This is a genomic window from Nocardioides sp. Root190 (assembly GCF_001428565.1).
Taxonomy (GTDB): domain Bacteria; phylum Actinomycetota; class Actinomycetes; order Propionibacteriales; family Nocardioidaceae; genus Nocardioides.
On sequence record NZ_LMIA01000010.1, the window covers coordinates 391,805 to 413,071 of the forward strand.

At 68.7% G+C, this 21,267-nt stretch carries 18 protein-coding genes; 1 reads left to right on the plus strand and 17 read right to left on the minus strand.

Annotated features, from left to right (window positions below; genetic code table 11):
* Positions 1-3: 3 nt before the first annotated feature.
* The 14 genes from ASE01_RS14750 to ASE01_RS14815 form a co-directional block, all read right to left on the minus strand.
* Positions 4-1,125, minus strand: a complete 1,122-nt coding sequence (locus tag ASE01_RS14750) for a peptidyl-prolyl cis-trans isomerase (RefSeq protein ID WP_056753442.1) — start codon at positions 1,123-1,125, stop codon at positions 4-6.
* Positions 1,122-3,395, minus strand: a complete 2,274-nt coding sequence (locus ASE01_RS14755) for an MMPL family transporter (RefSeq protein WP_056753447.1) — start codon at positions 3,393-3,395, stop codon at positions 1,122-1,124. Before ASE01_RS14755 ends, ASE01_RS14750 begins: the two co-directional genes overlap by 4 nt.
* On the minus strand, positions 3,392-4,693 hold the full coding sequence (locus ASE01_RS14760; RefSeq protein ID WP_056753449.1) for an MlaD family protein: 1,302 nt from the start codon (positions 4,691-4,693) through the stop codon (positions 3,392-3,394). Before ASE01_RS14760 ends, ASE01_RS14755 begins: the two co-directional genes overlap by 4 nt.
* Positions 4,693-5,925 carry an MlaD family protein gene (locus ASE01_RS14765; protein WP_056753451.1) on the minus strand — a complete coding sequence of 411 codons (1,233 nt, stop codon included), beginning with the start codon at positions 5,923-5,925 and terminating at the stop codon, positions 4,693-4,695. The genes ASE01_RS14760 and ASE01_RS14765 overlap by 1 nt, the downstream gene beginning before the upstream one ends.
* Positions 5,922-7,226, minus strand: coding sequence for an MlaD family protein (locus ASE01_RS14770; protein WP_056753453.1), 1,305 nt, complete (start codon positions 7,224-7,226; stop codon positions 5,922-5,924). Before ASE01_RS14770 ends, ASE01_RS14765 begins: the two co-directional genes overlap by 4 nt.
* Positions 7,223-8,485, minus strand: a complete 1,263-nt coding sequence (locus ASE01_RS14775; RefSeq protein WP_056753456.1) for an MlaD family protein — start codon at positions 8,483-8,485, stop codon at positions 7,223-7,225. The genes ASE01_RS14770 and ASE01_RS14775 overlap by 4 nt, the downstream gene beginning before the upstream one ends.
* A 3-nt stretch (positions 8,486-8,488) precedes the next feature.
* On the minus strand, positions 8,489-9,898 hold the full coding sequence (locus ASE01_RS14780; protein WP_056753460.1) for an MlaD family protein: 1,410 nt from the start codon (positions 9,896-9,898) through the stop codon (positions 8,489-8,491).
* Positions 9,898-11,127: an MlaD family protein gene (locus ASE01_RS14785; RefSeq protein WP_056753465.1), complete on the minus strand. Its 1,230-nt coding sequence runs from the start codon at positions 11,125-11,127 to the stop codon at positions 9,898-9,900. Before ASE01_RS14785 ends, ASE01_RS14780 begins: the two co-directional genes overlap by 1 nt.
* A gap of 1 nt (position 11,128) precedes the next feature.
* Positions 11,129-11,950: an ABC transporter ATP-binding protein gene (locus ASE01_RS14790; RefSeq protein WP_056753474.1), complete on the minus strand. Its 822-nt coding sequence runs from the start codon at positions 11,948-11,950 to the stop codon at positions 11,129-11,131.
* Between the two features lie 66 nt (positions 11,951-12,016).
* Positions 12,017-12,886, minus strand: a complete 870-nt coding sequence (locus tag ASE01_RS14795) for an ABC transporter permease (protein ID WP_200958857.1) — start codon at positions 12,884-12,886, stop codon at positions 12,017-12,019.
* Between the two features lie 10 nt (positions 12,887-12,896).
* Positions 12,897-13,754, minus strand: a complete 858-nt coding sequence (locus ASE01_RS14800; protein WP_200958858.1) for an MlaE family ABC transporter permease — start codon at positions 13,752-13,754, stop codon at positions 12,897-12,899.
* 129 nt (positions 13,755-13,883) lie between these two features.
* Positions 13,884-15,119 (minus strand): NAD(P)/FAD-dependent oxidoreductase, encoded by a 1,236-nt coding sequence (locus tag ASE01_RS14805; protein ID WP_056753481.1) that lies wholly within the window; start codon positions 15,117-15,119, stop codon positions 13,884-13,886.
* The gene (locus ASE01_RS14810) at positions 15,116-15,538 is read right to left on the minus strand and encodes a hypothetical protein (protein WP_056753483.1); all 423 of its coding nucleotides are present in this window, start codon (positions 15,536-15,538) and stop codon (positions 15,116-15,118) included. Before ASE01_RS14810 ends, ASE01_RS14805 begins: the two co-directional genes overlap by 4 nt.
* A gap of 146 nt (positions 15,539-15,684) precedes the next feature.
* Positions 15,685-17,979: an ATP-binding protein gene (locus tag ASE01_RS14815; protein ID WP_056753486.1), complete on the minus strand. Its 2,295-nt coding sequence runs from the start codon at positions 17,977-17,979 to the stop codon at positions 15,685-15,687.
* Between the two features lie 271 nt (positions 17,980-18,250).
* Between ASE01_RS14815 and ASE01_RS14820 the strand changes: the two genes are divergently transcribed.
* A complete protein-coding gene (locus ASE01_RS14820) occupies positions 18,251-19,198 on the plus strand; it encodes a LuxR C-terminal-related transcriptional regulator (protein WP_056753494.1) in 948 nt (315 codons plus the stop codon).
* A 188-nt stretch (positions 19,199-19,386) separates the two neighbouring features.
* Here the strand turns inward: ASE01_RS14820 and ASE01_RS14825 are convergent, their stop codons facing one another.
* The 3 genes from ASE01_RS14825 to ASE01_RS14835 are packed head-to-tail and all read right to left on the minus strand — an operon-like array spanning position 19,387 to position 21,258.
* On the minus strand, positions 19,387-19,701 hold the full coding sequence (locus ASE01_RS14825; protein ID WP_056753496.1) for a 2Fe-2S iron-sulfur cluster-binding protein: 315 nt from the start codon (positions 19,699-19,701) through the stop codon (positions 19,387-19,389).
* Positions 19,694-19,906: a ferredoxin gene (locus ASE01_RS14830; protein ID WP_056753500.1), complete on the minus strand. Its 213-nt coding sequence runs from the start codon at positions 19,904-19,906 to the stop codon at positions 19,694-19,696. The genes ASE01_RS14825 and ASE01_RS14830 overlap by 8 nt, the downstream gene beginning before the upstream one ends.
* 29 nt (positions 19,907-19,935) lie before the next feature.
* On the minus strand, positions 19,936-21,258 hold the full coding sequence (locus ASE01_RS14835; RefSeq protein WP_056753509.1) for a cytochrome P450: 1,323 nt from the start codon (positions 21,256-21,258) through the stop codon (positions 19,936-19,938).
* Positions 21,259-21,267 lie beyond the last annotated feature (9 nt).

The window sequence follows — 21,267 nt, forward strand, 5'->3', positions numbered from 1 at the left end:
GGTTCACCTGCTCCCGGTCACGTTGGCCTGGTCGATGTCGGGCACGGCGTCCGGGTCCTTCGGCCGGAACCCGTCGGCATAGGTCACGTCGTGGCCCTTGATGACCTCCGACAGCCAGCCGCGCCACTTCTCCAGCGACTTCTCGGCCAGAACCGTCTCCCGCAGCGCGTCACGCAGCTCGGCGTAGACAGCGGCTCGCGCGGGCAGCGCCCGCTCGACCTTGCCGACGTTCCAGCCGGACTCCGTCTTCACGGGGCCGAACAGGCCGCCGACCTCGGCACCGAAGGCAGCCGCGGCATAGTCCCCCTCGAGGTCCGCTGCCGACACATCGCCGAGCGAGCCTCCGCCGTCACGGGTGGCCGAGTCCAGGCTCGTGCTGCGCGCGACGGCAGCGAACTTCTGGCCGCGGCGGAGCCGCTGCAGCACAGCCTGCGCTGCCTGCTCGTCAGCGACCACGATGTTGCTCAGTGTGCGACGCACCGGCGTCGCGAGTTCCTCGCGTCGCTCCTCGAAGGTCTCCTCCAGCTCGGCCTCGGTGACGTCCACGCCGCCGGCGACGTCGTCGAAGAGCCGCGAGACGAGGAGCTGGTCGCGGATCTCGTCACGCACCTGCTCCTCGGTCGCACCCAGCTCACCCAGCGCAGCCACGAAGGCAGTCCTGCCGCCGTCGGGATAGCGCTGGGTGATCAGTGCCTGGAGTGTCTCGTCGACCTCCTTGGCCGCGATCACGATGTCACGCGCCCTCGCCTCGTCCTCCAACATCAGCTGGACGGCCATCGACTTGGCGGCGTCGCGCAGGAAGTCCGACTTCTCCGCCCCTTCCTGCGGGGGCTGGACCCCGTAGAGCGCCTGGAGTCCGTCCACCCGGCGGTCCACGTCGTCAGCACTCACCACCACGTCCCCGAGACGGAAGGCGGCGTCCTCAGGCAGGTCCCCCCGCTGGAGGAGCCACCACGTCACCCCACCTGCCAGGACGGCCAGGACCACCAGCACTGCGGCCAGTCGTCGGCGGTCAGTGTTGCGCAGTCGCTGACGCCATCCTTCGGACGGGCCCGAGATCTTCGTGAGCGTCACCTCCGGGGTGACGGCGTCCTCCGCCGGTGCCGTGTCCGTGCTGCTGGTCATGGGGTGCCTCCGGTGAGTTCCAGGTGGTCGACGGGGTCAGGATCGATGCCGGCCCCGGGTGCATCGACCGACGCATCGACGGGCGCAGCCGGTGCCACCCCGGCAGCCGTACGACGACCGGCATCGAGAGTGGCCAGTGCGGACGCGATCAGGACCGAGAGCGCTACCGAGCCGGCCAGGGCAAGCCCGAGCTCGCGGAGCACGGGCAGGGACGAGGTCAGCAGGACGCCGTACCCACCCAGCGACAGGAGCACGGCGAGCAGCACCGAGCGCCGCATGCCCGCATCGTCGGCGCGACGCGCCGCGAGGAGGAGGACGGTGAACTCGGAGCCCACGGCGGCAGTCAGCACGCCCAGGGCGAGGGTCAGCGGGTTGAGCGCCCCGATCACCAGGACCAGGAGCGCGACCGAGAGGCCAGTGGCGATGCCGGCGGCCAGCAGGGCAAGCGCTGCGTCACGCCGGTTCGGGAGCAGCACGACCAGCGCGATTGCGGCGGCGACGAGCGCCACCACGCTGGCCTCGTAGCGCTCGCTGTCGACGAGGTCGTAGCCACGCTCCGCAGCGGCAGGGAGACCGGAAACCTCGACGGAGTAGCCGGCCGGCGGCGGCGGGAGCGCCTGCTCGATGGATGCCACGAGGCTGCGGTCCTGGGCCAGCTCCGTCCAGGCGATGCCGTAGCTGGCGAGCGCTTCGCGACCGTCGGCGGAAATCACGGCCGAGGTGATGTACGGGGGCAGCGCCGCCACGCCGGAGCGGACCTGGTCGACGGTGGGGTCCTCACCGAGGAAGGACAGGAGACCACTGATGGTCACCACCGGCTGCACCCGGTCGCCGAAGCGCGTGACGATCTGCTGCTCGGCCGTCCGTGCCCAGGCGATGGCCTCGGGCGTGAGCACGTCCTCACCCAGCAGGCGCACGTCCATCTCCGCGCTGAAGCCGAGGGCCTCCTCGACCTGTACCGCGTCATTCAGCGCGGGCAGACCGGCGAGCAGCTGTTGCGGGTCGGTCTTGAGGTCGGCGACGGACAGGACGCTCCAACCGACTGCGGACCCGACCACGCCGAGCAGGACCGTTGCTCCGGCGACGCTGCGCGACATCGACCACGAGATGCGCTCCTCGATCTCGGGTGCGGAGTCCGAGGTCGTGGGACGGACCCACGCGGCCAGCAGGCTCAGGCCGACGACGAAGGCCAGACCGACCGGCACCGCGAAGCCCAGCTCGGCCACGAACGGCAGCGGCGAGAGCAGCAGGCCGGCGAAGGCGAGCGCGGACGACATCGCGACCGCGAGCACGACACGACGGTGGCCGGGCCGGGAGAGGTAGACGGGGTAGTAGCTGCCGAGGCCCAGGATGATGGGCAGGAAGGTGGCGGCACCCAGCGAGAGCGGTTCCTCGCGCCATCCGAAACACGCGAGCGTGCCGGCGGTGGCCCCCGCCATCACCAGCAACGGCGCCAGCCGCCAGCGACGGCGGCGGGTCCACGGCACGAGGAACAGCACGAGGGCGACCACGGCGAAGGCCGTCAGGGCGAGCCGTGGGAGCTCCCCACGCAGCCGGTCGGCGAGACCGACGCTGACCACGGGAGCGCCGGTGACGATCGACTCCGCGCCCTCGGGCACCGCTCCGTCCCCGCCCAGCACCTCGCGGACGTTGTCGGCCAGGTTCGCCGACGCCTTCTCGTCCAGGTTCTCGCGCGGGCGCAGGAAGATCGCGACCGTCTCCTCACCCGGGAGGTACTGCCGCCACTGCGCCCGCACGCGTCCCGTGTCCGGTTCGGACACCACCGAGTTCACGAACTTCTCGTTACGCAGCGTGGGAAGCCCGGCCGGCAGTGCCTGGACCAGCAGTGCGCCGTAGCGGCGTTCGAAGGTCGCGAGCTCCTTGTCCAACCCTGCCTGCTCGAGGGCGTCGCGCTGGCCGCTGAGCTCAGCCAGCATCTGCTTGACCCGCAGCGCGATCTGGTTCAGTGTCGTCGCAGGCCCATAGGTGGCCACCACGTCCTCGAGCCCGGCGAGCTGGCCCTCGAGCTCCAGGAGGCGCCCAAGGCGGTCGTCCCCCAGCGGATCTCCGCCGCCTTTGATCAGGACGACGACCGGGTCGCCACCGAATTGCCGCGCCATGCTGTCCAACGCCTCGACCGCGGGGTCGTCGGAGGGGAGCAGGGAGTCGAGCTCGCTGTCGACCTCGAGCCTGCTGAGCCCGACGGCAGCCCACGCCCCCGCCGCCACCACGAGGGCGACGGCGAGGAGGAGGCGCAGGCGGGTGCTCACTCCTTGTCACGCTCCACGCGCGGGTACTCGCCGGTGAAGGGACCGGGCGTGACGGACTCGCCCGGCTGCGGATAGGCGTTCGACTTGTCGAGGAAGCCGGTGTTGAGGGGAAGCGGGTTGCCCTTGATCGACTGCTCGTTCAGGACGGGGAAGATCCGCAGGTAATGCCCGTTGACGTCGGAGTTCTGCAGCATGGCCGCCCAGTTGGAGATCATCGCGGCCAGGTCGCGGCCATAGGGCTCAATGAAGGCGAGCATGGGGTTGACGTCGGCCAGCGAGGCCCGGGTGGTCGGAACGATCCGGACCACCTCCTTGGCGACGTCCGGGATGCGGTCCAGGGTGTCCGGCGCCTTGTCCAGCGTGGCGTCCAGCGAAGGCAGCAACCCACGCAGATCCTTGGTCGTCGCCGGCAGCTGCGTCAACGCCCGGCTCAGCGACGGCGCGGCCTCGCTCAGTCCCTTGGTGATCGGACGGAGGTCGACCGCCAGGGCGGAGAGATCGGTCGTCGCCTCTCGCGCAGTCGTCAGCACACCGGGCAGGGCGCGGACCGTCGCCTCGATGTCACCCTTCTGCGACGCCGTGCTCGAGGTCAGGAGCTGCGCCTGCTCGACCAGGTCGACGATGCGGCCCTGGCCGGTGTCGAGCGAGTCCATCACCCGGCCCGACGTCGAGACCAGTCGCTGGAGGTCCTGGGACTGGGCCTCGAGGGCGTCCAGGACGTCGTACCCCTCGCGTCCCAGGTTTCCCAGGCCGGTCAGGGTCTGTGCGATCTGGTCGCCGGTCTGGTCGGTGGAGGCACCCAGGGACTGCAGCGATGCACTGAGGTCGGCACGGGTGTCCTCGTCCAGGCTGGCAAGGACGTCGTCGAGCTGGACGCTGGCGACCATGGCGTCGGCAGGCAGAGCCGCGCCGTCAGGGAGCTCGGGACCGTCACCATCGACGATCTCGACGTACGTCTCCTCGATCAGCGACTTCGACCGGAGCCTGAGCGTCACACCCTCGTGCAGGGGGGAGACGGCGTCCTCATCGATCTGGAGCACCACCTTCGCGGTGCCGTCCTCGGAATCGAGGTGGCGCACGTTGCCGACACGTACGCCGGCGACCATCACGTCGGAGTCGTAGACGAGGTTGTCGACGTCCGCCGACTCGACCGACACCTGATAGCCGTCACCCGAGACCAGCGGCAGCCGTCCACCCATGTTGATCCACAGGTAGCCGAACAGCAGGGTGCAGACCGAGACGAAGGCCAGCACTGTCAGGAGGCGGAGCCGGGGTACGGCGGCGTGAGGGATGCGCATCATCGGTCCTTGTTGATCGGGATCGGCAGCGTGGAGAGATTCACCGAGGCCTGGCCGCGCAGGATCCCGCCGTTGGCGTCCTGGAGGCTGACGACCGACGCGGTGTTGTAGACGAAGGCCTGCAGGTCGACCATCCGGTCCACGAGCACCTGGGTCCCGAGGTCCAGTCGGGCCGCGATCGGGACGACGTCGGCGAGCGTCGGAGCGAGTGCGTTGACGAAGGGGCGCAGGTCCGCGACCACGGGCCGCAGCTGATCCACCACGGGTCGGGCACGTCGTGCCGTGTCCTCGACCTCGACGGCGACGTCACCGAGGGACTCGAGGGCGGAGGGAAGCTCGCCGGAAGCCTTCTTGAGGTTGACCAGGGCGGGATCCAGCTCGGCACTGAGCCCAGTGACCGCGGTCGTGGCCTCACGCAGCTCGTCGGTGGCGCCGGGCAGGGCCTTCAGGGCAGCGCGGACGTCGTCGTCGTGCTCCGCCAAGGTCGTCACCGTCGTGGCGAGCGAGCTGACGAGGCGCTGCAGGCGCTCGTCGTCCTTGCCTGCCGCGGACGCGATCGACTGGAGCGCCGTGACCAGGGAGGCGAGCGACTCGCGACGCTTGGCGAGCTCCTTGACCACCGGCTTGAAGGTGGCCAGGGTCTGGTCCGCTGCATCCAAGCCTGCCGGCAGGTCAGTCGCTGCGCTGGCGAGCGCCACGTCCGACTCGCCGAGCAGGGAGGTCAGCGCCTTGCGGGTGCTCTCGTCGAGGTGGCTCAGCACCTCGTCGACCTGCACCGGGTTCGAGGTCTGCTCGACCGGGATGAGAGCTCCGTCCTCCAGCTCCCCGGCGCCCTTGGTCCCCTGGCTCATCTCGACGTACATGTCGTTGAGCGGAGTCTTCGGCCGAAGGACGAGGTGCGTGTCCTTGTAGACGGGGTGGCCCGGGTCGAGAGACAGCGTGAGACGGGCACGACCGTCGTCGGTGACGTCGGCCTCGGTGATCCGACCGACCGTGACACCCGCGATCCGGACCTCCTGGCCGTTGCCGGGGCTGATGGCAGGCACGCTGCGGAAGTCGGCCTTGAGGATCACTTCGTCCTGCCAGGGCCAGTGGACGCGCTGCTTGGCCAGGATGAAACCAGCGACGAGCAGACCGGCAACGATCAGCGCGACGATGGCGGTGATGTCGCGGCCCAGACCCGGGACGGTGCGGGCACGCTCCCACCCTCGGACGATTCGGCTCTTGATCACGGTGCTCCCTGCGGGTAGGCGAGCTGCATGAGCAGCTGCTCGAAGCTGATCGGAAGGTTCGACAAGGAGCCGGCACCGAAACCGGGCTGGAAGTGGATGGTCGATCCGTTGCGGTCGGTCATCCGGCCGGAGTTGTTCATGCCGGCGATGAAGTCACCCGCCTCCTTGTAGAACACGGTGTCGTTGCCGCCCTCGGCGTACACCCCGGAGCCGTGCCAATCACTGTTCACGGCATCGACGATCGGTCCCTTGACCCGGTCGAGCGTCGGCCCGTCGAGGTCCTCGAGGATCGTCGTACCGTCCACGGCCGCAGGGACCAGGTCGTCGACGAGCGGACGCAGGTCCACCAGTGCGGGGCGGAGCTCCGCCATGACCGGGCGCAGCTCCCTCAGGGCGGGGTCGAGCGCCTTGAGCGTTCTGCTGAGGCGGCGCGCTGTGGGCAGTGCGTCGTCGGACACGTCGCGCACCTCGGCCAGGCTCTTGTCGAGCGAGCCCAGCCCGGAACGGGTCGCACTCAGTGTCTCCGGAAGGTCTTCGACGGCCTCGGCGACGTCCGGGGAGGAGGCAGCGAGCGTGCTGCTCACCTCGGAAAGGCCACTCAACGCGGACTCCAGGCGCCCCCGGTTGGCGTTCAACGCCCGTGCGGTTCCATCGAGCGAGGTCACGAGGTTGCGCAGGTCCGACGGTCGCTCCCCGCGCAGGGCGGACAGCGTCACGCCGAGGGGACGCAGGGTCTCGGGGGCATCGTCGATCAGCCCGTGCACCGCCTTGCGGCCAGCCTCGTCGAGCGTCGCGTCCAGACGGCGGATCGTGCGCTGCGTGCTTGCCCGGGCCTCCGGCTTGAGCGTCTCCAGGACGCGGTCGAGCTCGACCGGAGTGGTCGTGCGGTCGACCCCGATCGCCCCGACCTCACCCGGGTCACCGCCCGGGGACAGCTCGACGTAGTAGTTGCCGCCGAGCAGGGTGGTCGGCCGGATGGCCGCACCCGGGTCGCTGCGGAGCTTCTCCTTCACCCCCTTCTCCAGGTGCAACGTCGCCACCGCGGTGCCGTCCTTCCTGTGCTCGACATCGGTGACGATGCCGACCGGGACGCCGGCGACCTTGACGCGGGTGACGTGGCTGCGCAGCTGGTAGTCCCTGGCGAAGGACACTCTGATGTCGTCGCCGGGGCTGAGGAATGTCATGATCTGCGTCTTCTGGAACAGCGTCACGCCGATCAGCACGAGCAGGGTGATCGCGACGACGCCGACGCGCGGCGCCGAGAATCGTTCGAAGCGGTGCAGGGCCTTGGTCAGCATCATCGGCTCCCGAGGAGGGTCGTTGCACGGTCGCCGTCGGCCTCGCCGGGCGCAGGGTACGGGTTGCGGTGCACCAGCGGATCCTTGATCGGAAGGACGCCGGTGATGGACTCGGGACGGACGACCAGGGTGATCCGCAGCGAGTGGCCGGACTTGTCGCCGTACTGGTTGGCGCTGTTCCAGCGCTCGAAGAAGCGGATCAGCTCAGGCGTGTACGGCGCGAGCACCGCGGTGAGTCCCGACGCGCTGGCGAAGGTCTTCTCCAACCGGTCGGCGAGCGGACGGGCATCGTCCATCGCACCCGCCAGGGCGCTGACCGCAGGGGTCGCGTCCTTCGCTACGGCCGGCACCTTGTCGAGGACGGGTCGTCCTTCGCGCAGCACCGCTCGCAGGCTCGGGGTGGCCTGGCCCAGCGCGTTCGCGCCGGGACGGAGGGTCCGCATGCCCGAGTCGAGCTGCTCCAGCGGACCGCGCAGGTCCTTGAGCGCCTGGGTGGTGGTCTCGAGTGCCGGCGCGGCGTTCTCGATCGTGTTCTCGAGCGGAGCGCCGTCGTCGACGCCGAGGGCGTCCATCGTCGTGGCCATGTCCTTCATCAGTGCCCCCACCTCGTCGGTCCGGCCCTCGAAGCGGCCGGAGAGGGTCTGCGAGGACCGAAGGAGCTCGTCGAGCTCGGCCCCGGGAGCCGCGAGGGACCGGGCGAGGACCCTCAGGTCCGACAGCAGCTCGGGCGCGGCATTGAGGACGTCGGCCAGGTCCGGTGCGTGGCCCGCCGCGCCGGTGCCGGTCTCGAAGAGCAGCGAGGCGGTCGCCTTGCGGGTCGGGTCGTCCAGGACCGAGAGGACCTGGTCGAGGTTGACCGGGGAGGTGACTCCGGCATCGTCCAGCTTGCCGCCCTCGGGCAGCTGGCCGGCAGCGGACTTGCCGGGGTTGAGCATCACGAAGTTCTGTCCCAGGGCGGAGCGGGCGACGACCGACGCGGTGGCATCCCGGTAGACGTCCTGGTCGGTGTCCAGCTGCACGACGACCTTCGCGCGGCCGTCCTCGAACCTGATCGATCGGACCTGACCGATCCGGACACTCGCGGTGCGGACATCGTCACCCTCACGGAGACCACCCACGTCGTCGAAGGAGGCGCTTGCTGTGCGGAAGGACTGGCCGGGAAGACCGGTGCTCGCGGTGAGCGAGAGGTAGAGCGCCAGGACGAGGCCGGCGATGACGCCGATCCCGACGAGGCGGATCACGTTGGTGGATGCCAGGCGCATGGCTCAGCGCCCTCCGATCAGGTAGGACAGGAGGTTCTCCTCCTGGGACGAGGTGAGACCGGTCGCGCTGCCACCGGTCGCGGCCCGGCTGGACTTCTTGCCGCCGAGACCCCCGAGGAGTCCCTCGAGCGGTGCGGAGAGTCCGCCGAGCCCGCTCAGGAGACCCTGGAGCGGCGCGATGACGTTGGGCTTCTTCCCGGTGTCCTTGGTGCCGGTCGATGGCTTCACCGGCGCCGCGTCCGGGCTGTTCGGGAGGAGACCGGTGAGGATCTCGGTCGTGACGACCACATGGGCACGGAAGTAGTGGGACAGCCCGTCCTGACCGTTGGTGGTCAGCGCCCAGAACTTGACGAAGTCAAGGATGGTCGTGAGGTTGTCGAGCGCCTTGGTCGCGATCCGGCGGCCATTGTCGGCGGTCGACTCCATCTCGGGCGACAGGCCGGCGAGGGACTCGGCGACCGGACGGGCCCGGTCGAGCAGGACCTCCGCCTTGTCCAGCACCGGGTCGAGCCCGTTGAGCGCCGGCTCGGCGCTCTTGGAGAACCCCTTCAGCTCCTTGCTGATCTTGACCAGGTTCTGGGTGGCCGGACGCAGCGCGGCGAGAACCGGCGCCGTCGACCCCGCTGCCCCCGACAGTGCGGACAGTGTCGTCTGCGCCTCCCGCAGTGCGGCGGGGAGACGCTCGAGGGTCTGGCCGAGCTCGGAGTCGCTGCGGGCCGTCGCACCCAGGGTGCGGTCGGTCGCGTCGATCAGCTGGTCCAGCTGCTTGCCGTCGTCGATCGCGATCTGCTCGGCAACCGGGGTGACCGAGTCGATCAGCTGCTGGATGACGGCGTTCTGGTCGTTCAGGATCCGGCCGAGACGGTCGGTGTCCTTCAGCGCCGGGGCGAGCGCCTTGATGGCCTCGTCCGCCTTCTCGCCCTTGCCGAGCATCCCCTGGCCGAGGGTGGTGACGAGCATGGACAGTGCCGTGCCGGTCGGTGCGTCGACCATGTTCAGGACCTCGTCCAGGTCGGTGGCCCGGCTGGTCTGCTCGAGCGGCAGCGAGCCGCCGTCCGCAAGGACCTCGGCCTTCGGCGTACCCCGGTCCAGCTCGACGAAGCGCTCGCCCAGCAGACCGACGGGCCGCACCCGGGCGCTGGCATCCACATGGATCGGGAGCACCTCGTCATCGAGGACGAGTCCGACCTTGGCGATGCCCTTCTCGACCTTGATCGAGCCGATGGTGCCGACCTTGACGCCCGAGGCCTTGACGTCGTTGCCCTTGATCAGCGGGCTGGCGTCGGTGAAGTAGACGTACACGTCCGGGTCTTCCTCGGACATCATGTCGATCGTGGTCCGGCCGGTGATGGACAGGCCCAGGACAGCCGCGATGGCGACCGCGGCGAACCTGATCTGGGTGGGGCTGGCCATCACTGCATCTCGCTTCCATGGGCGTCGGTCCAGGGCTGACCCTCGGACTCACCCGGCTGCCGGTTCAGCTTCCGGGTGATCCCGGGCGGCACGATGTTCGGCATGTGCACGAGGCTGGTGGCACCTTCCGTGATGAACGCGCGCAGGTAGTGACCGTTCGCGTCGTAGTTGGCAGCGGCGGAACCCCAGTTGGAGAGCCAACCGACCAGCTCCGGCGTGTAGGGCCGCAGGTAGGTCAGCGCCGGCCCGAGGTCTGCGAGCACCTGGTTGGCCTGTGGGAGGACGCTGTCCGCTCCGTCGAGCAGCGCTGGGGTGTGGTCGAGCAGGGATTGGACCGACGCCAGGGTCGGCCGGAGCTGGGCGATGGTGGGGCGCAGGTCCTTCAGCACCGGCTCCAGCTGCTCGGCGACACCGGGCAGCTGCTTCATGCCCGGCGCCAGGGCCTTGAGCAGGGGGGTCGCGGCGTCGACGGTGCCCGGGACGTCCCGCAGCGTGGCCTCCGCGGTCTCCAGCGTGTCCGGCAGGTCCGCCAGGGCCTTGGAGAGCTGGCTCCGGTTGGCGGCAATGGTGCCGGTGGCCGTGGTCAGGTCGGTGATCGTCGACTCGACCTCGCTGTCGTGCTCGTCCAGCGTCGTCATCAAGGTGGAGAGCCGGGTGACGAGCTTGCGGATCGTCGGTCCGTCGTTGCCGACGGCTTCGAGCACCTGCCCGAGTGCCTCGACCGCAGGCCCGAGCGACTGGACGGTCGACTGGACCTCGCCCTCCTTGCCGTCGAGCGTGGTGGAGAGTCGGTCGAGCAGGCTCTGGAGCCTGGTCCGCGTGGGCGCGTCGAGCGCCGCGAGCACCTGGTCCAGCTCGACCCGGTCGACGGAGCCCTCGACCAGCGCGCCGTCGGCCAGGCTGGGAGCGGCGTCCTCGCCCGGGAAGAGCTCGAGGATGCGTTCACCGAGCAGCGCCTTGTAGGAGACGCGCGCAGTGGTGCCGTCATGCAGCGGTGCGTAGTCCTCCTCGAGCGCCACCGTCACGACGGCCTTGCCGTCACGGGTGTCGAGCTCCTTGACGCGACCCGCGGTGGCGCCGTCGATCTCGACCTCGGATCCCTTGACCAGGTTCGTGGCCGCAGGAAGGACGACGTCGACGGTGTAGCCGTCTCCGTCGCCCGTCGCGACTGCGACGGTCGCGACCAGAATGGCCCCCACGCCGAGCGCTGCGAAGAGTGTCCGTGGCATGTCAGTCCATCCCGAGCGGACCGGCGGACTTGCCAGCCAGGAACTGCCGCACGAACGGGTCGTCGCTGTTGAACGCCTCGTCGCAGTCGCCGTAGTGGATCAACTTGCCCTGCCAGATCATGCCCACGTAATCGCTGACCGCGCGCGCAGCCGAGATGTTGTGGGTGACCAGCAGGTAGGTGCCGCCGTGCTCCTCGTGCATCTGCTGGATCAGGTCACAGAGCAGGCTGGTGCGCACCGGGTCCAGACCGGAGTCGGGCTCGTCGAACAGGACGATGTCGGGGTTCATGATGAGTCCGCGGGCGAAGCCGGCGCGCTTGCGCATGCCGCCGGAGACCTCGGTCGGCAGCTTGTGCGCCGAACGCTCGAGACCGACCTCCTGCAGGCGGCTCATCACCAGGTCACCGATCTCGGTCTCCGACATGTCGGTGTGCTTGCGCAGCGGGAAGGCGACGTTGTCGAAGATGTTCATCGACCCGAAGAGGGCACCGTCCTGGAAGAGAACCCCGAAACGCTTGCGCAGCTCGTAGCGCTCGTCCTCACTGGCCTTCCAGATGTCCTGACCGAAGACCACCACCTCGCCCTGGTCGGGCTCGAGCAACCCGACGAGGTGCTTGAGCAGGACGCTTTTTCCCGTGCCGGACGGACCCATCACCGTCGTGATGGCGCCGTCGACGAACGCGATGTCAAGGCCCTGGAGGACCTTGAAGTCGCCGAACGTCTTGTGGAGGTCGTGGACCTGCATGGTCGCGGTTCGCCCAGCCATCGCAGCATGGAGACCAGCGGTCGCCGTTGCAGTGGTCTCGAGAAGCGTGGTGTTCATGGTGACTCCATGGGTCGGATGTCGGAGGGAGCTGATCGAAAGCGGGGCGGCCGGGCAACCCGGCCACTAATTCGCAATCGGTGCGTTGGGCGAGAGGCCCCAGAAGAGTTGGGTGGTCAGGAGTCCGATCACGTGGATCAGGACCATGTTGACCATCATCGATTTGGCGGTGTTCACACCGACGCCGACTGGTCCGCCCTTCGCCGTGTAGCCGTAGTAGCAGCCGACGATCACGATCGTGGTGCCCATCAACATCACCTTGATGAGCGAGAAGGCGAAGTCGGCCGGATTCTGGAACAGCCAGAAGATCAGCGAGTACCCACCCGGCGAGACGCTGCCGTACTGGAAGACCACGACGAGCCACTGGGAGAGATACATGAAGCCCAGGCCGACGAAGTACAGGAACGGCATGGCGATCCAGGCCGCGACCAGGCGAGTACCGATCAGGTAGCTGCGGGACTTGATGCCCATGACCTCCATCGCGTCGATCTCCTCGGCGATGCGCATGGAGCCGATCTCGGCGACCAGACCGCACCCGACCTTGGCCGCGAGGATGTAACCCCACATGTACGGGGCCATCTCGCGCAGGCTGCAGTACGCGGTGAAGACGCCGGAGTACAGCGGCGCACCGATCGCGCGCAGGGTGTAGTTCGCCTCAGTCCCGCAGACCGTGCCGATGACGAACTCCATCATCCAGATGATCAGTCCACTGGCGAGGATGAGGATGCCGCACTGACGGAACACCTCGGCGGTGTACAGCCGGACCCGGGGCAGCTCCCGGAAGGTCTGGGCGGCGAACTGGGCGATCTCTCCGGCCGTACCGAAGGCGGCCTTGGTACTGGCCATCATCGATGCGGCGCTGATCTCGACGTCCTCCTTCTTCGGAGGCGGCGGGGGCGCGTCGGGAGCGGGCGCCTTGTTGAGTTCGATGGTCACGGTCGCGGCCTCACTTGTAGACCTGCATGTCGGGGTTCATCCCGAGCAGGATCGACGTGAACAGAGTGTTGATGATGAAGATCGCGGCGAAGGAGATCACCACGGCCTGGTTGACAGCCCGACCCACACCGATCGGGCCACCCTTGACGGTGAGGCCCTTGTAACAGCAGACGATCGCGATGACGAGACCGAAGATGGTCGTCTTGAGCACGCTTCCCCACAGGTCGGTGACCGTGGCGTTGGCGAAGAAGCTGGAGAGGAATGCGCCGGAGGATGCACCCAGGATCGGCACCGCGGCGATGTAGCCACCGATGCAGCCGAAGATCAGGGCGACGAGGTCGAGCAGTCCGGTCATGATCGTCACGGCGATCACCCGGGGAACGATGAGGTCGCGGATCGGGTCGACCCCGAGGACCTCCATCGCGTCGATTTCCTCGCGGATCTTGCGAGCGCCGAGGTCCGCGGTCATCGCGGCTCCGACGACACCGGCGACGATCATCGCGTTGATCCACGGGGCGAACTCACGAACGCTGGCCATGATGAAGAAGGAGCCGAGGCGCTCAGGGATGCCGAAGAGGTTGTAGATGTTCCCGCCCTGGAGGCCGGGTGCACCGAAGCCGAAGGTGACCGTCGAGATCGCCATCGGGATCCAGCACAGCTTGAGCATGCTGAACATCAGGTCGCGGACCTCACCCCAGTATCCGACCGGGTGCCGGACCGCGCTCCACACGACGGTGCCCAGCAGGACGCCCATCTCACCGGCCGGAACCAGGACGGTGTCCATCATCCTGGATCCGCCGCCGCGCTTCGCGGGGGCGGCGGCCCTCTTGGCGCCGGGGGGCGCCGGGGGCGGCATCGTCGCGGTCATGGTTCTCCTTAGAGCGGATCAGGCGGATGTGTCCGCCATCACTAATCTCGTTTCTGGGGGGGTGTCGGGGCATCCCCCCTCGGGCAGAGGTGGCTCCCCCGTGCGGTCCTCCGGGACCTGGGGACGTCGTCAGCCGACGAGGTCGCGCAGGGCGACGGACGGGTCGGCGAGACGCACGGCGTCGACATGTCCCGAGGAGGCGATGAGCTTCTTCGCGACCATGAAGTCGGGTGCAGTGTTGACGGTCTCCACGGCGACCAGAGCGTCACCGGACAGGTGGAAGACCGCGAACTTGCCGGAGGCAGGGTCGCCGCGCAGGACCGAACGGTCGGCGAAGCTCACGAGCCCCGCGATCTTGATCTTCAGGTCGTACTGGTCCGACCAGAACCAGGGAACCTCGTGGGCGCGGGCGGGTTCGCCGAGAAGGTGGCCCACGACCTGCTTGGCCTGCTCGACGGCGCTGGGGATGCTCTCCAGTCGGTGCCGGCCCGGGAAGTGGTCCAGCGGACGCCTGGTCACGTCGCCGACGGCGTACACGCCGTCGACGGAGGTCCGGCCCTGCTCGTCGACCAGCACGCCGCCATCACAGGCGACGCCCGCCGCCTCGGCGATGTCGGTGCGGGGGATGGCGCCGATACCGACCAGGACCGCGTCGCACTCGTGGCGCGTGCCGTCAGCGAGGACAACTGCCGTCACGTTGTTCGTGTCGTCTCCCTCGAGGCGGACGACGTCGGCGTCGGTGCAGATCTCGACCCCACGCTCGGCGTGGTGGGCCGCGAGGAAGGCGGCAAGGTCCGGGCTGGCCACGCGGGCGAGAGCCCGGTCCTCTCGCTCCAGCACCACGGCCGCGGCTCCCAGGTGGCGCGCCGAGGCCGCGACCTCCAGGCCGACATACCCGCCGCCCACGATGGCGATCCGGGAGCCCGGCACCACCGCTGCTCCGACCCTCAGCGCATCATCGTGGTTCCGGAGATAGTGGACACCTTCGAGGTCCGCACCGTCGATCGGAAGGCGCCGCGGCGCCGCACCCGTGGCGAGCACGAGGGCGTCGTACGCGATGCTCTCGCCGCCCTCGAGGGTCACCGTGCGGGCCGTGGTGTCGAGCGCCTCGACGGCACTGCCGAAGCGCACATCGATCCGCTGCTCGGCGTAGAAGTCCTTGGGCTTGATGAGCAGGTCGTCGTCGCTCATCGCTCCCTTGAGGTAGTCCTTCGACAGGGGCGGGCGCTGATAGGGCCACACGCTCTCGTCACCGACGAGCGTGATGGCGCCATCGTGCCCGTGCTGACGCAGGAGGGCGGCGACATTCGCCCCACCGTGTCCGGCGCCGACGATGACCACGCGGGCCGCATCTGAGTTGGTCATGAGGGGGCTCCTGGTGCCGTGAACGCAGCGCGGTCCTTCACTGCGATGATCCGGCGGTAGTAGGGGAAGGTCTGCTCGATCACCGGGATGAGCTTGAGCACCTTGCTGACGCGACCGCGGGCGACGACCTCGCCGCGCGCCAGGGCCTCGACGAGGTTGTGGCGGCCGCGGAAGTAGCCGTCGAGGAAGTCCGCCTCGCAAGCCAGTTCGACATCGACCGTCATGGGATCGTCACTGAGCCCGACGGCCACGGGGTCGAAGAGACCGACGGTCAGGCAGGCAGGCGGATCCGAGCAGACGAGGCGAAGGTTCAGCGATGCTTCCGCCAGTTGCGGCCCGAGACAGGGGTCGATGGCGGCCAGGCGAAGCACGCCACCCACATAGCAGTCGACCTCGGCAGCATTGGCGAAGAAGGACATGGCGTCGTTCCGGTCTCGTCGGCGTCACCCGAACGGGATCCCCGCCGGGAGTGCCGTCGTCATCGACGAGCACCCCTCGCACGCTAGGCGCGAGAGGGGTCGCCCCGAATCGACCGTGGGGCGGAAACTCGTACGTCGATCGGTGATCAGACCGAGCTGGGCGTCCGCCGCTCTCCCACCCAGGCAGCGACCTGGGAACGGGAGTGGAAGCCGAGCTTGGACAGGATGTTCTCCACGTGACCCTCGGCCGTACGCGGGGAGATCACCAACCGCTCGGAGATGTCCCTGTTGGACAAGCCGTCAGCGACGAGATCGGCGATCTGCTGCTCACGCCGGGTCAGCTTCACGGCACTGCCTGCGGCGATCGCCGTGGGCGTCGGCGTCTGCTTGCGCCCCAGGGCCAGCGCGATGGCCTCCGGGCGATCCATTCGTGCTCCCGTTCGGAAGGCGGACTCGAAGACCCGCTCCCCCAGGTGGCGGCGGCTCACCCGCTCGGCGTGGTGCATGTTCTCCAGCCAGTCCTCCGAGCCGAAGAGCCGCACGCCGAAGCTGGTCCAAAGGCTGTCAGCGGCACCGAGCAGGCAGGCAGCCTCCTGGTAGCGCGCGGCGTCGGCCTGTGCCCAGGCGAGCAGGTCCATGGTGGTCGAGAGCCCGCAGAGATCACGGAAGAACCACTTGATGTCGAGCGCCTCCCGGGCCAGGACAATCGCGGCCTCGGCGCTTCCCTCCAGCTTCTCCACGAACCCCAGGCCGTAGAGCGCGTAGGAGAGCAGCCATCGCTCTCCGGTGAGAGCGCACAGGTCCCGACACCAGTCGAAGTGCGCCCGGGCTTCGGGCAGTTCTCCACAGTAGAGGTGAGCCAGGCCCAACTGGACGCGGAGCGCGACGACGTGGTCATCGAGGACGTCATGGCCTTCGTACAAGGCCAGCGCCTGCTTGAGCAGGTTCTTCGAGCGCTGCGAATCCCGGAAGAGGGCCGTGAGACCGGCCATGTGGGTGGCGTAGGCCTCCACCCGGACGTCTCCCGCTGTCATCGCGATCTCGCGCGCCCGGCCGGCTGCGTCGTCGGCCCGCTCCTGGTCGCCTTGCAAGCTCGCCACGTAGCTCAGCGTGCCCAGCGCAACGGCCCGGTCCAGGGACGGTTCAGGGCAGGACGCCACGGCACGCTCAAGCCACTGCCTGCCCTCATCAAGGTAGAGGGCGATCCAGAGGAACCACGGTGCCCCAACCAACTTCAGCGAGCGCTGGCGGCAGTCGTCGTGGGCGAGGCAGTGCTCGGCGGCCGCGCGAATGTTGGCCTGCTCGGAGCGGAGGGCGACGCACCACATCTCCTGCAGCGGACCGAACCACTGCAGACAGGCCTCACCCAGCAGTTCCTCCACCCAGGCCAGGTGGCGGTGGACCAGGACGTCGAACTCATCGCCCCCGCGCAGACGTTGGTGACCGTGCTCACGCAACGGCTCGAGCATGCGGAAGCGCACCTGCCCCTGGCTCTCGGTCCGGGCGAGGATGGACTTCTCCAACAGTCCCTCGATGACGTCCAGCACCCGCTCGCGCGGGAGTGAGCCACCCGAGCACACGATCTCGGCGGCCTCGACCCCGAAACCCCCCGTGAAGATCGACGCGCGCGCCCACAGGGTTCGTTCGTCCTCGGTGCACAGGTCGTAGGACCAGTCGATGGTCGCCTCGATGGTCCGATGCCGCGACGGACCGGTGCGGGCGGAGTGACGCAGGACATCCAGGCGCGCATCGAGCCGGGCCACCAGGTCGTCGAGTCCCAGCACGCGCAACTTCACGGCCGCGAGCTCGATCGCGAGGGGGATCCCTTCCAGCTTGCGGCACAGCTCCACCGCTGCCTGCTGGTTGGCCGGAGTCAGCTCGAAGCCCGGGACGACAGCAGCGGCCCGCTCCCTGAACAACGCCAGCGACGGGAACAGCGAGGCGACGCCCAACTCGCCAGCTCGGTCGGCCGGGGGAACCGGCAGCGGCGCGACGCACAACACGGTCTCGCCCGGCACGCCGAGCACCTGCCGACTCGTCGCCAGCACTCGCAGTCCGGAGCAGTGCCTCAGCATCTCGTCGACCAGCTCGGCAACATCGGCCAGGACGTGCTCGCAGTTGTCCAGCACCAGCAGCATCCGACGCCGTGAGATGTGCTGGAGCGCGGCGGCCCAGGCATCGCGGCCGGGCAGGTCCGGCAGGTCCAGGGCCTCCACGACGGTCTGCCTCAGCAGACACGGGTCACGCACGTCGGCGAGCTCGACCCAGGCCACGCCGTCCGGGTGGCTGCGTACGAGCTCACGGGCGGCACGCAGCGCGAGCCTGGTCTTGCCGACTCCCCCGAATCCGGTGAGCGTCAGCAACCGTGTGTCGCCTACGAGCTGCTTGACGTGGTTGAGGTCGGACCGGCGCCCCTCGAAGCTCGTCAGGTCCGCCGGCATGCGTGCTCCCGGTCCGTGGCCCGCGGGCGTGCCAGAGGTGGTCACCTGCTCCGGATCAAGCTCCGGCATGTCCACCTCGCTCAGCCTCCCGTACTACGTCCCCACTATTGTGCCGCAAATGGTTGGACCAAGAACGCCCGCCGTTCCACTACCCGGAAATCGTACTCGGGTACCCGATCGGGGTGACTCCACGTGACTTTCGGGCTTGTAAGGGAGCATCGTGACGGGCGTCACAGATGTTTGGTCCAATCATTAGCTCCCAGGAGGAACCGTGACTGCGCTCCCCGACACCGCCCCGATCCTGTTCAGCGACGCCGACCGGCTCGACCTGGCCCAGGCAACGATGCTGCGGCGGGTGGGACGTGCCCTCGAGGACCTCCGCGCCCTGCCCACCGTCGAGCTCCTGGTGGATCGCGCCCCCGCCGCCCTGTGCCAGGTCGGCTTCGACCGGACGATGATCTCAAGAGTCGTCGAGTCCGACTGGATGGTCGAGCGCTTCCACAGCGCGGTCGACCCCGTCGGTGCCGCCGAGATCACCGCCATCGCCCGCAGCGAGAACCAGCGACTCGGCCCCAACGTGATCGAGCTCGAGATGGTCCGCCGGCGCGTCCCACTGCTCGTCACCGACGTCAGCCGGGAACCCCGCGTCGATCCCCGACTGGCGGCGGCCACCGGTTCCCGCTCGTACGTCGCTGCCCCGATCGCACCGGAGGGCGATGTCGTCGGCTTCTTCCATGCCGATCGGATCAGTTCCATTCCGGTCACCGCCTTCGACCGCGAGATCGTCGCGCTCTTCGCCCAGGAGTTCGGCACGCTGGTCGCGGCCGCGAGCTTGCGTGAGCGGTTCGAGCAGTTGCGAACCACCGTCGACAACCTGCGCTCGTCGCTGGGCGGGATGATCACCGGCTGCCTCGACGGGCCGATCGGGCTGGTGTCGGAAAAGCCGTTGGCACGGACCGACGCGATGCCCGGCCTTGCACCCATGTCCGGTCAACTGCTCATCGGCGCCCCCGAGATCGACCGGCTCCTCTCCGAGCGCGAGCGTGAGGTGCTCCGCCTGATGGCACTCGGGGAGACCAACGGGCGTATCGCGAGCCGTCTCGTGATCACCGAGGGCACGGTCAAGTCGCACGTCCGCCACATCCTGCGCAAGCTCAACGCCGCCAACCGCGCCGAGGCCGTGTGCCGGTGGCTCCAGCGGCCCGGCGCCTCCGTCTGAGCGACCCGCCTCGCCCCGAACGTCACTGTCGCCCAGCCGATCCCGGCTGGGCGACAGTGGCGTGCGCCGAGGAAAACAGACACGGCCCCGGGAGCCAGGCAGGCGGTTCCCGGGGCCGATCTGCCAGCCTCCGTAGCGGTGGGGCCGGCGGTCCCCCGGGCCGGCGAAGCGTCGGGGGCAGTGCGGTGTCAACTCATGGGCACGACGACGCGAGCGCCGTCGGTCTCCTGGCTGACGATGAGCTGACAGGACAGCCGTGAGTTCGGCTGGGCCCCGTCGGCGAACTCCAGGAGATCGCGCTCCTCGTCGGTGATCTCGTCGAAGCGGTCACGGAAGGACTCCTCCAGGTAGACGTGGCAGGTCGCGCAGGAGCAACTCCCACCGCACTCGGCGACGATGCCCGGCAGGTTGTTGCGCACCGAGCCGTCCATGATGCTCTGACCACACGGGACGTCGATGGTCAGCTCACGTCCGTCGGCGAGCACGTAGGTCACGTCAGGCATGAGTGGCCTCCGTGTCCTTCGCCAGCCGGAGCGCCCCTGTCGGGCACTCGTTGACCGCGTTCGTCACCCGCTCGAGGTCCTCGTCGCTGATGTTGCTGCGCCTCAGACTGATCAGCCCGGCGTCATCGACGGTGAAGTAGTCGGGCGCGATCTCGACGCACGACTCCACACCGCCACAGGTGCCTTGGGTGTGGACAACCTTCATCGTCGTTCCTCCTCCAGTTGTGCAGGTGGTCAGTTGATCTCGATGCGGACGGGAAGTCGCTTGATACCGCCGACGAAGTTGGTCTGCGTCAGCTTGCGACCCTCGAGCAGCTCCACCGAATCGATGCGGGGCAGCAGTTCCTCGAACATGATCCGGAGCTCCTGCTTGGCCAGGTGCTGGCCGATGCACATGTGCGGGCCGTAGCCGAAGGCGATGTGCTTGTTGGGCTTGCGCTCCAGGTCGAATGTGTACGGCTCCTCGAAGACGACCGTGTCGCGGTTGGCCGACTGGTAGAGCGGCATGATCCGGTCGCCGGCCTTGATCTCGACACCACCGAGCACGGTGTCGACACGGGCACGACGCATGAAGTGCTTGACCGGCGAGGCCCACCGAAGGGCCTCGTTGACCAGGTCGGGGATCAGCTCGGGGTTGGCCTTGACCTTGGCGAGCTGCTCGGGGTTCTGCGCCAGCGCCTCGATACAACCGGTGATGGTGGCCGAGGTGGTGTCGTGCCCGGCCGTCGCGATCGCCATGAACCAGCCGTAGGCGTAGGAGTCAGGGTAGAACTCACCGTCCTCCTTGCGGGCATTGGCGATCAGCGAGGACAGGTCGTCACGCGGCGTGGCGCGACGATCCGCGATCAGGCCCGCGAAGTAGCCGCAGAAGTCCTGGAAGGACGCCGCAAACTGCTGAGCCATCGCCTCCGGGCTGACCTCGACGTCGTCGCGCTGGAGGTCCGGGTCGGCAACGCCGAAGAACTCCTGGGTGAGCTTCATCATGCGCGGCTCGTCCTCCGGCGGCACGCCGAAGAGCGTCATGATGACCCGCAGCGGGTAGTAGAGCGCGAAGTCCTCGATGAAGTCGATCTCGCTCGTCCCGGGCTTGAGGTACTGCTCGATCGCGTCCTTCGCGAGTCCGCGGATCTGGTCCTCCCACTGCTTGAGGTTTGCAGGACGGAACCACGCACCGGCGATGTCCTTGACGGCAGTGTGCTCGGGCGGATCGAGGTAGGGCAGTGCGTCCATGATCCTCAGGCTGCCTCCGGTCAGGCTCTTGGTGAAGGCGTCACCTGCCTGATTGGTCAGGATCGGGTTGTGGCTGCCCGGCTCCTCGTGCCCGCCGGCGGTGAAGAGCTCGGTGTTGCGCTCCACCTCCATGATGTCGGCGTGGGTGCTCACCAGCCACAGGTCGTCGTAGCCCTCGACGAGGGCCTTGCCGACCGGCATGTTCTCGCGCAGCCAGTCATAGGCCGCGAACAGCTTGTCGTGATCGGAGTGGCCCTCGGGGAGGACGATCTGCTCCGCGATCTCGGCCGGTACGACGTAGGTCTTGGTCTCGTCGGTGACAGTCATCGTGATGCT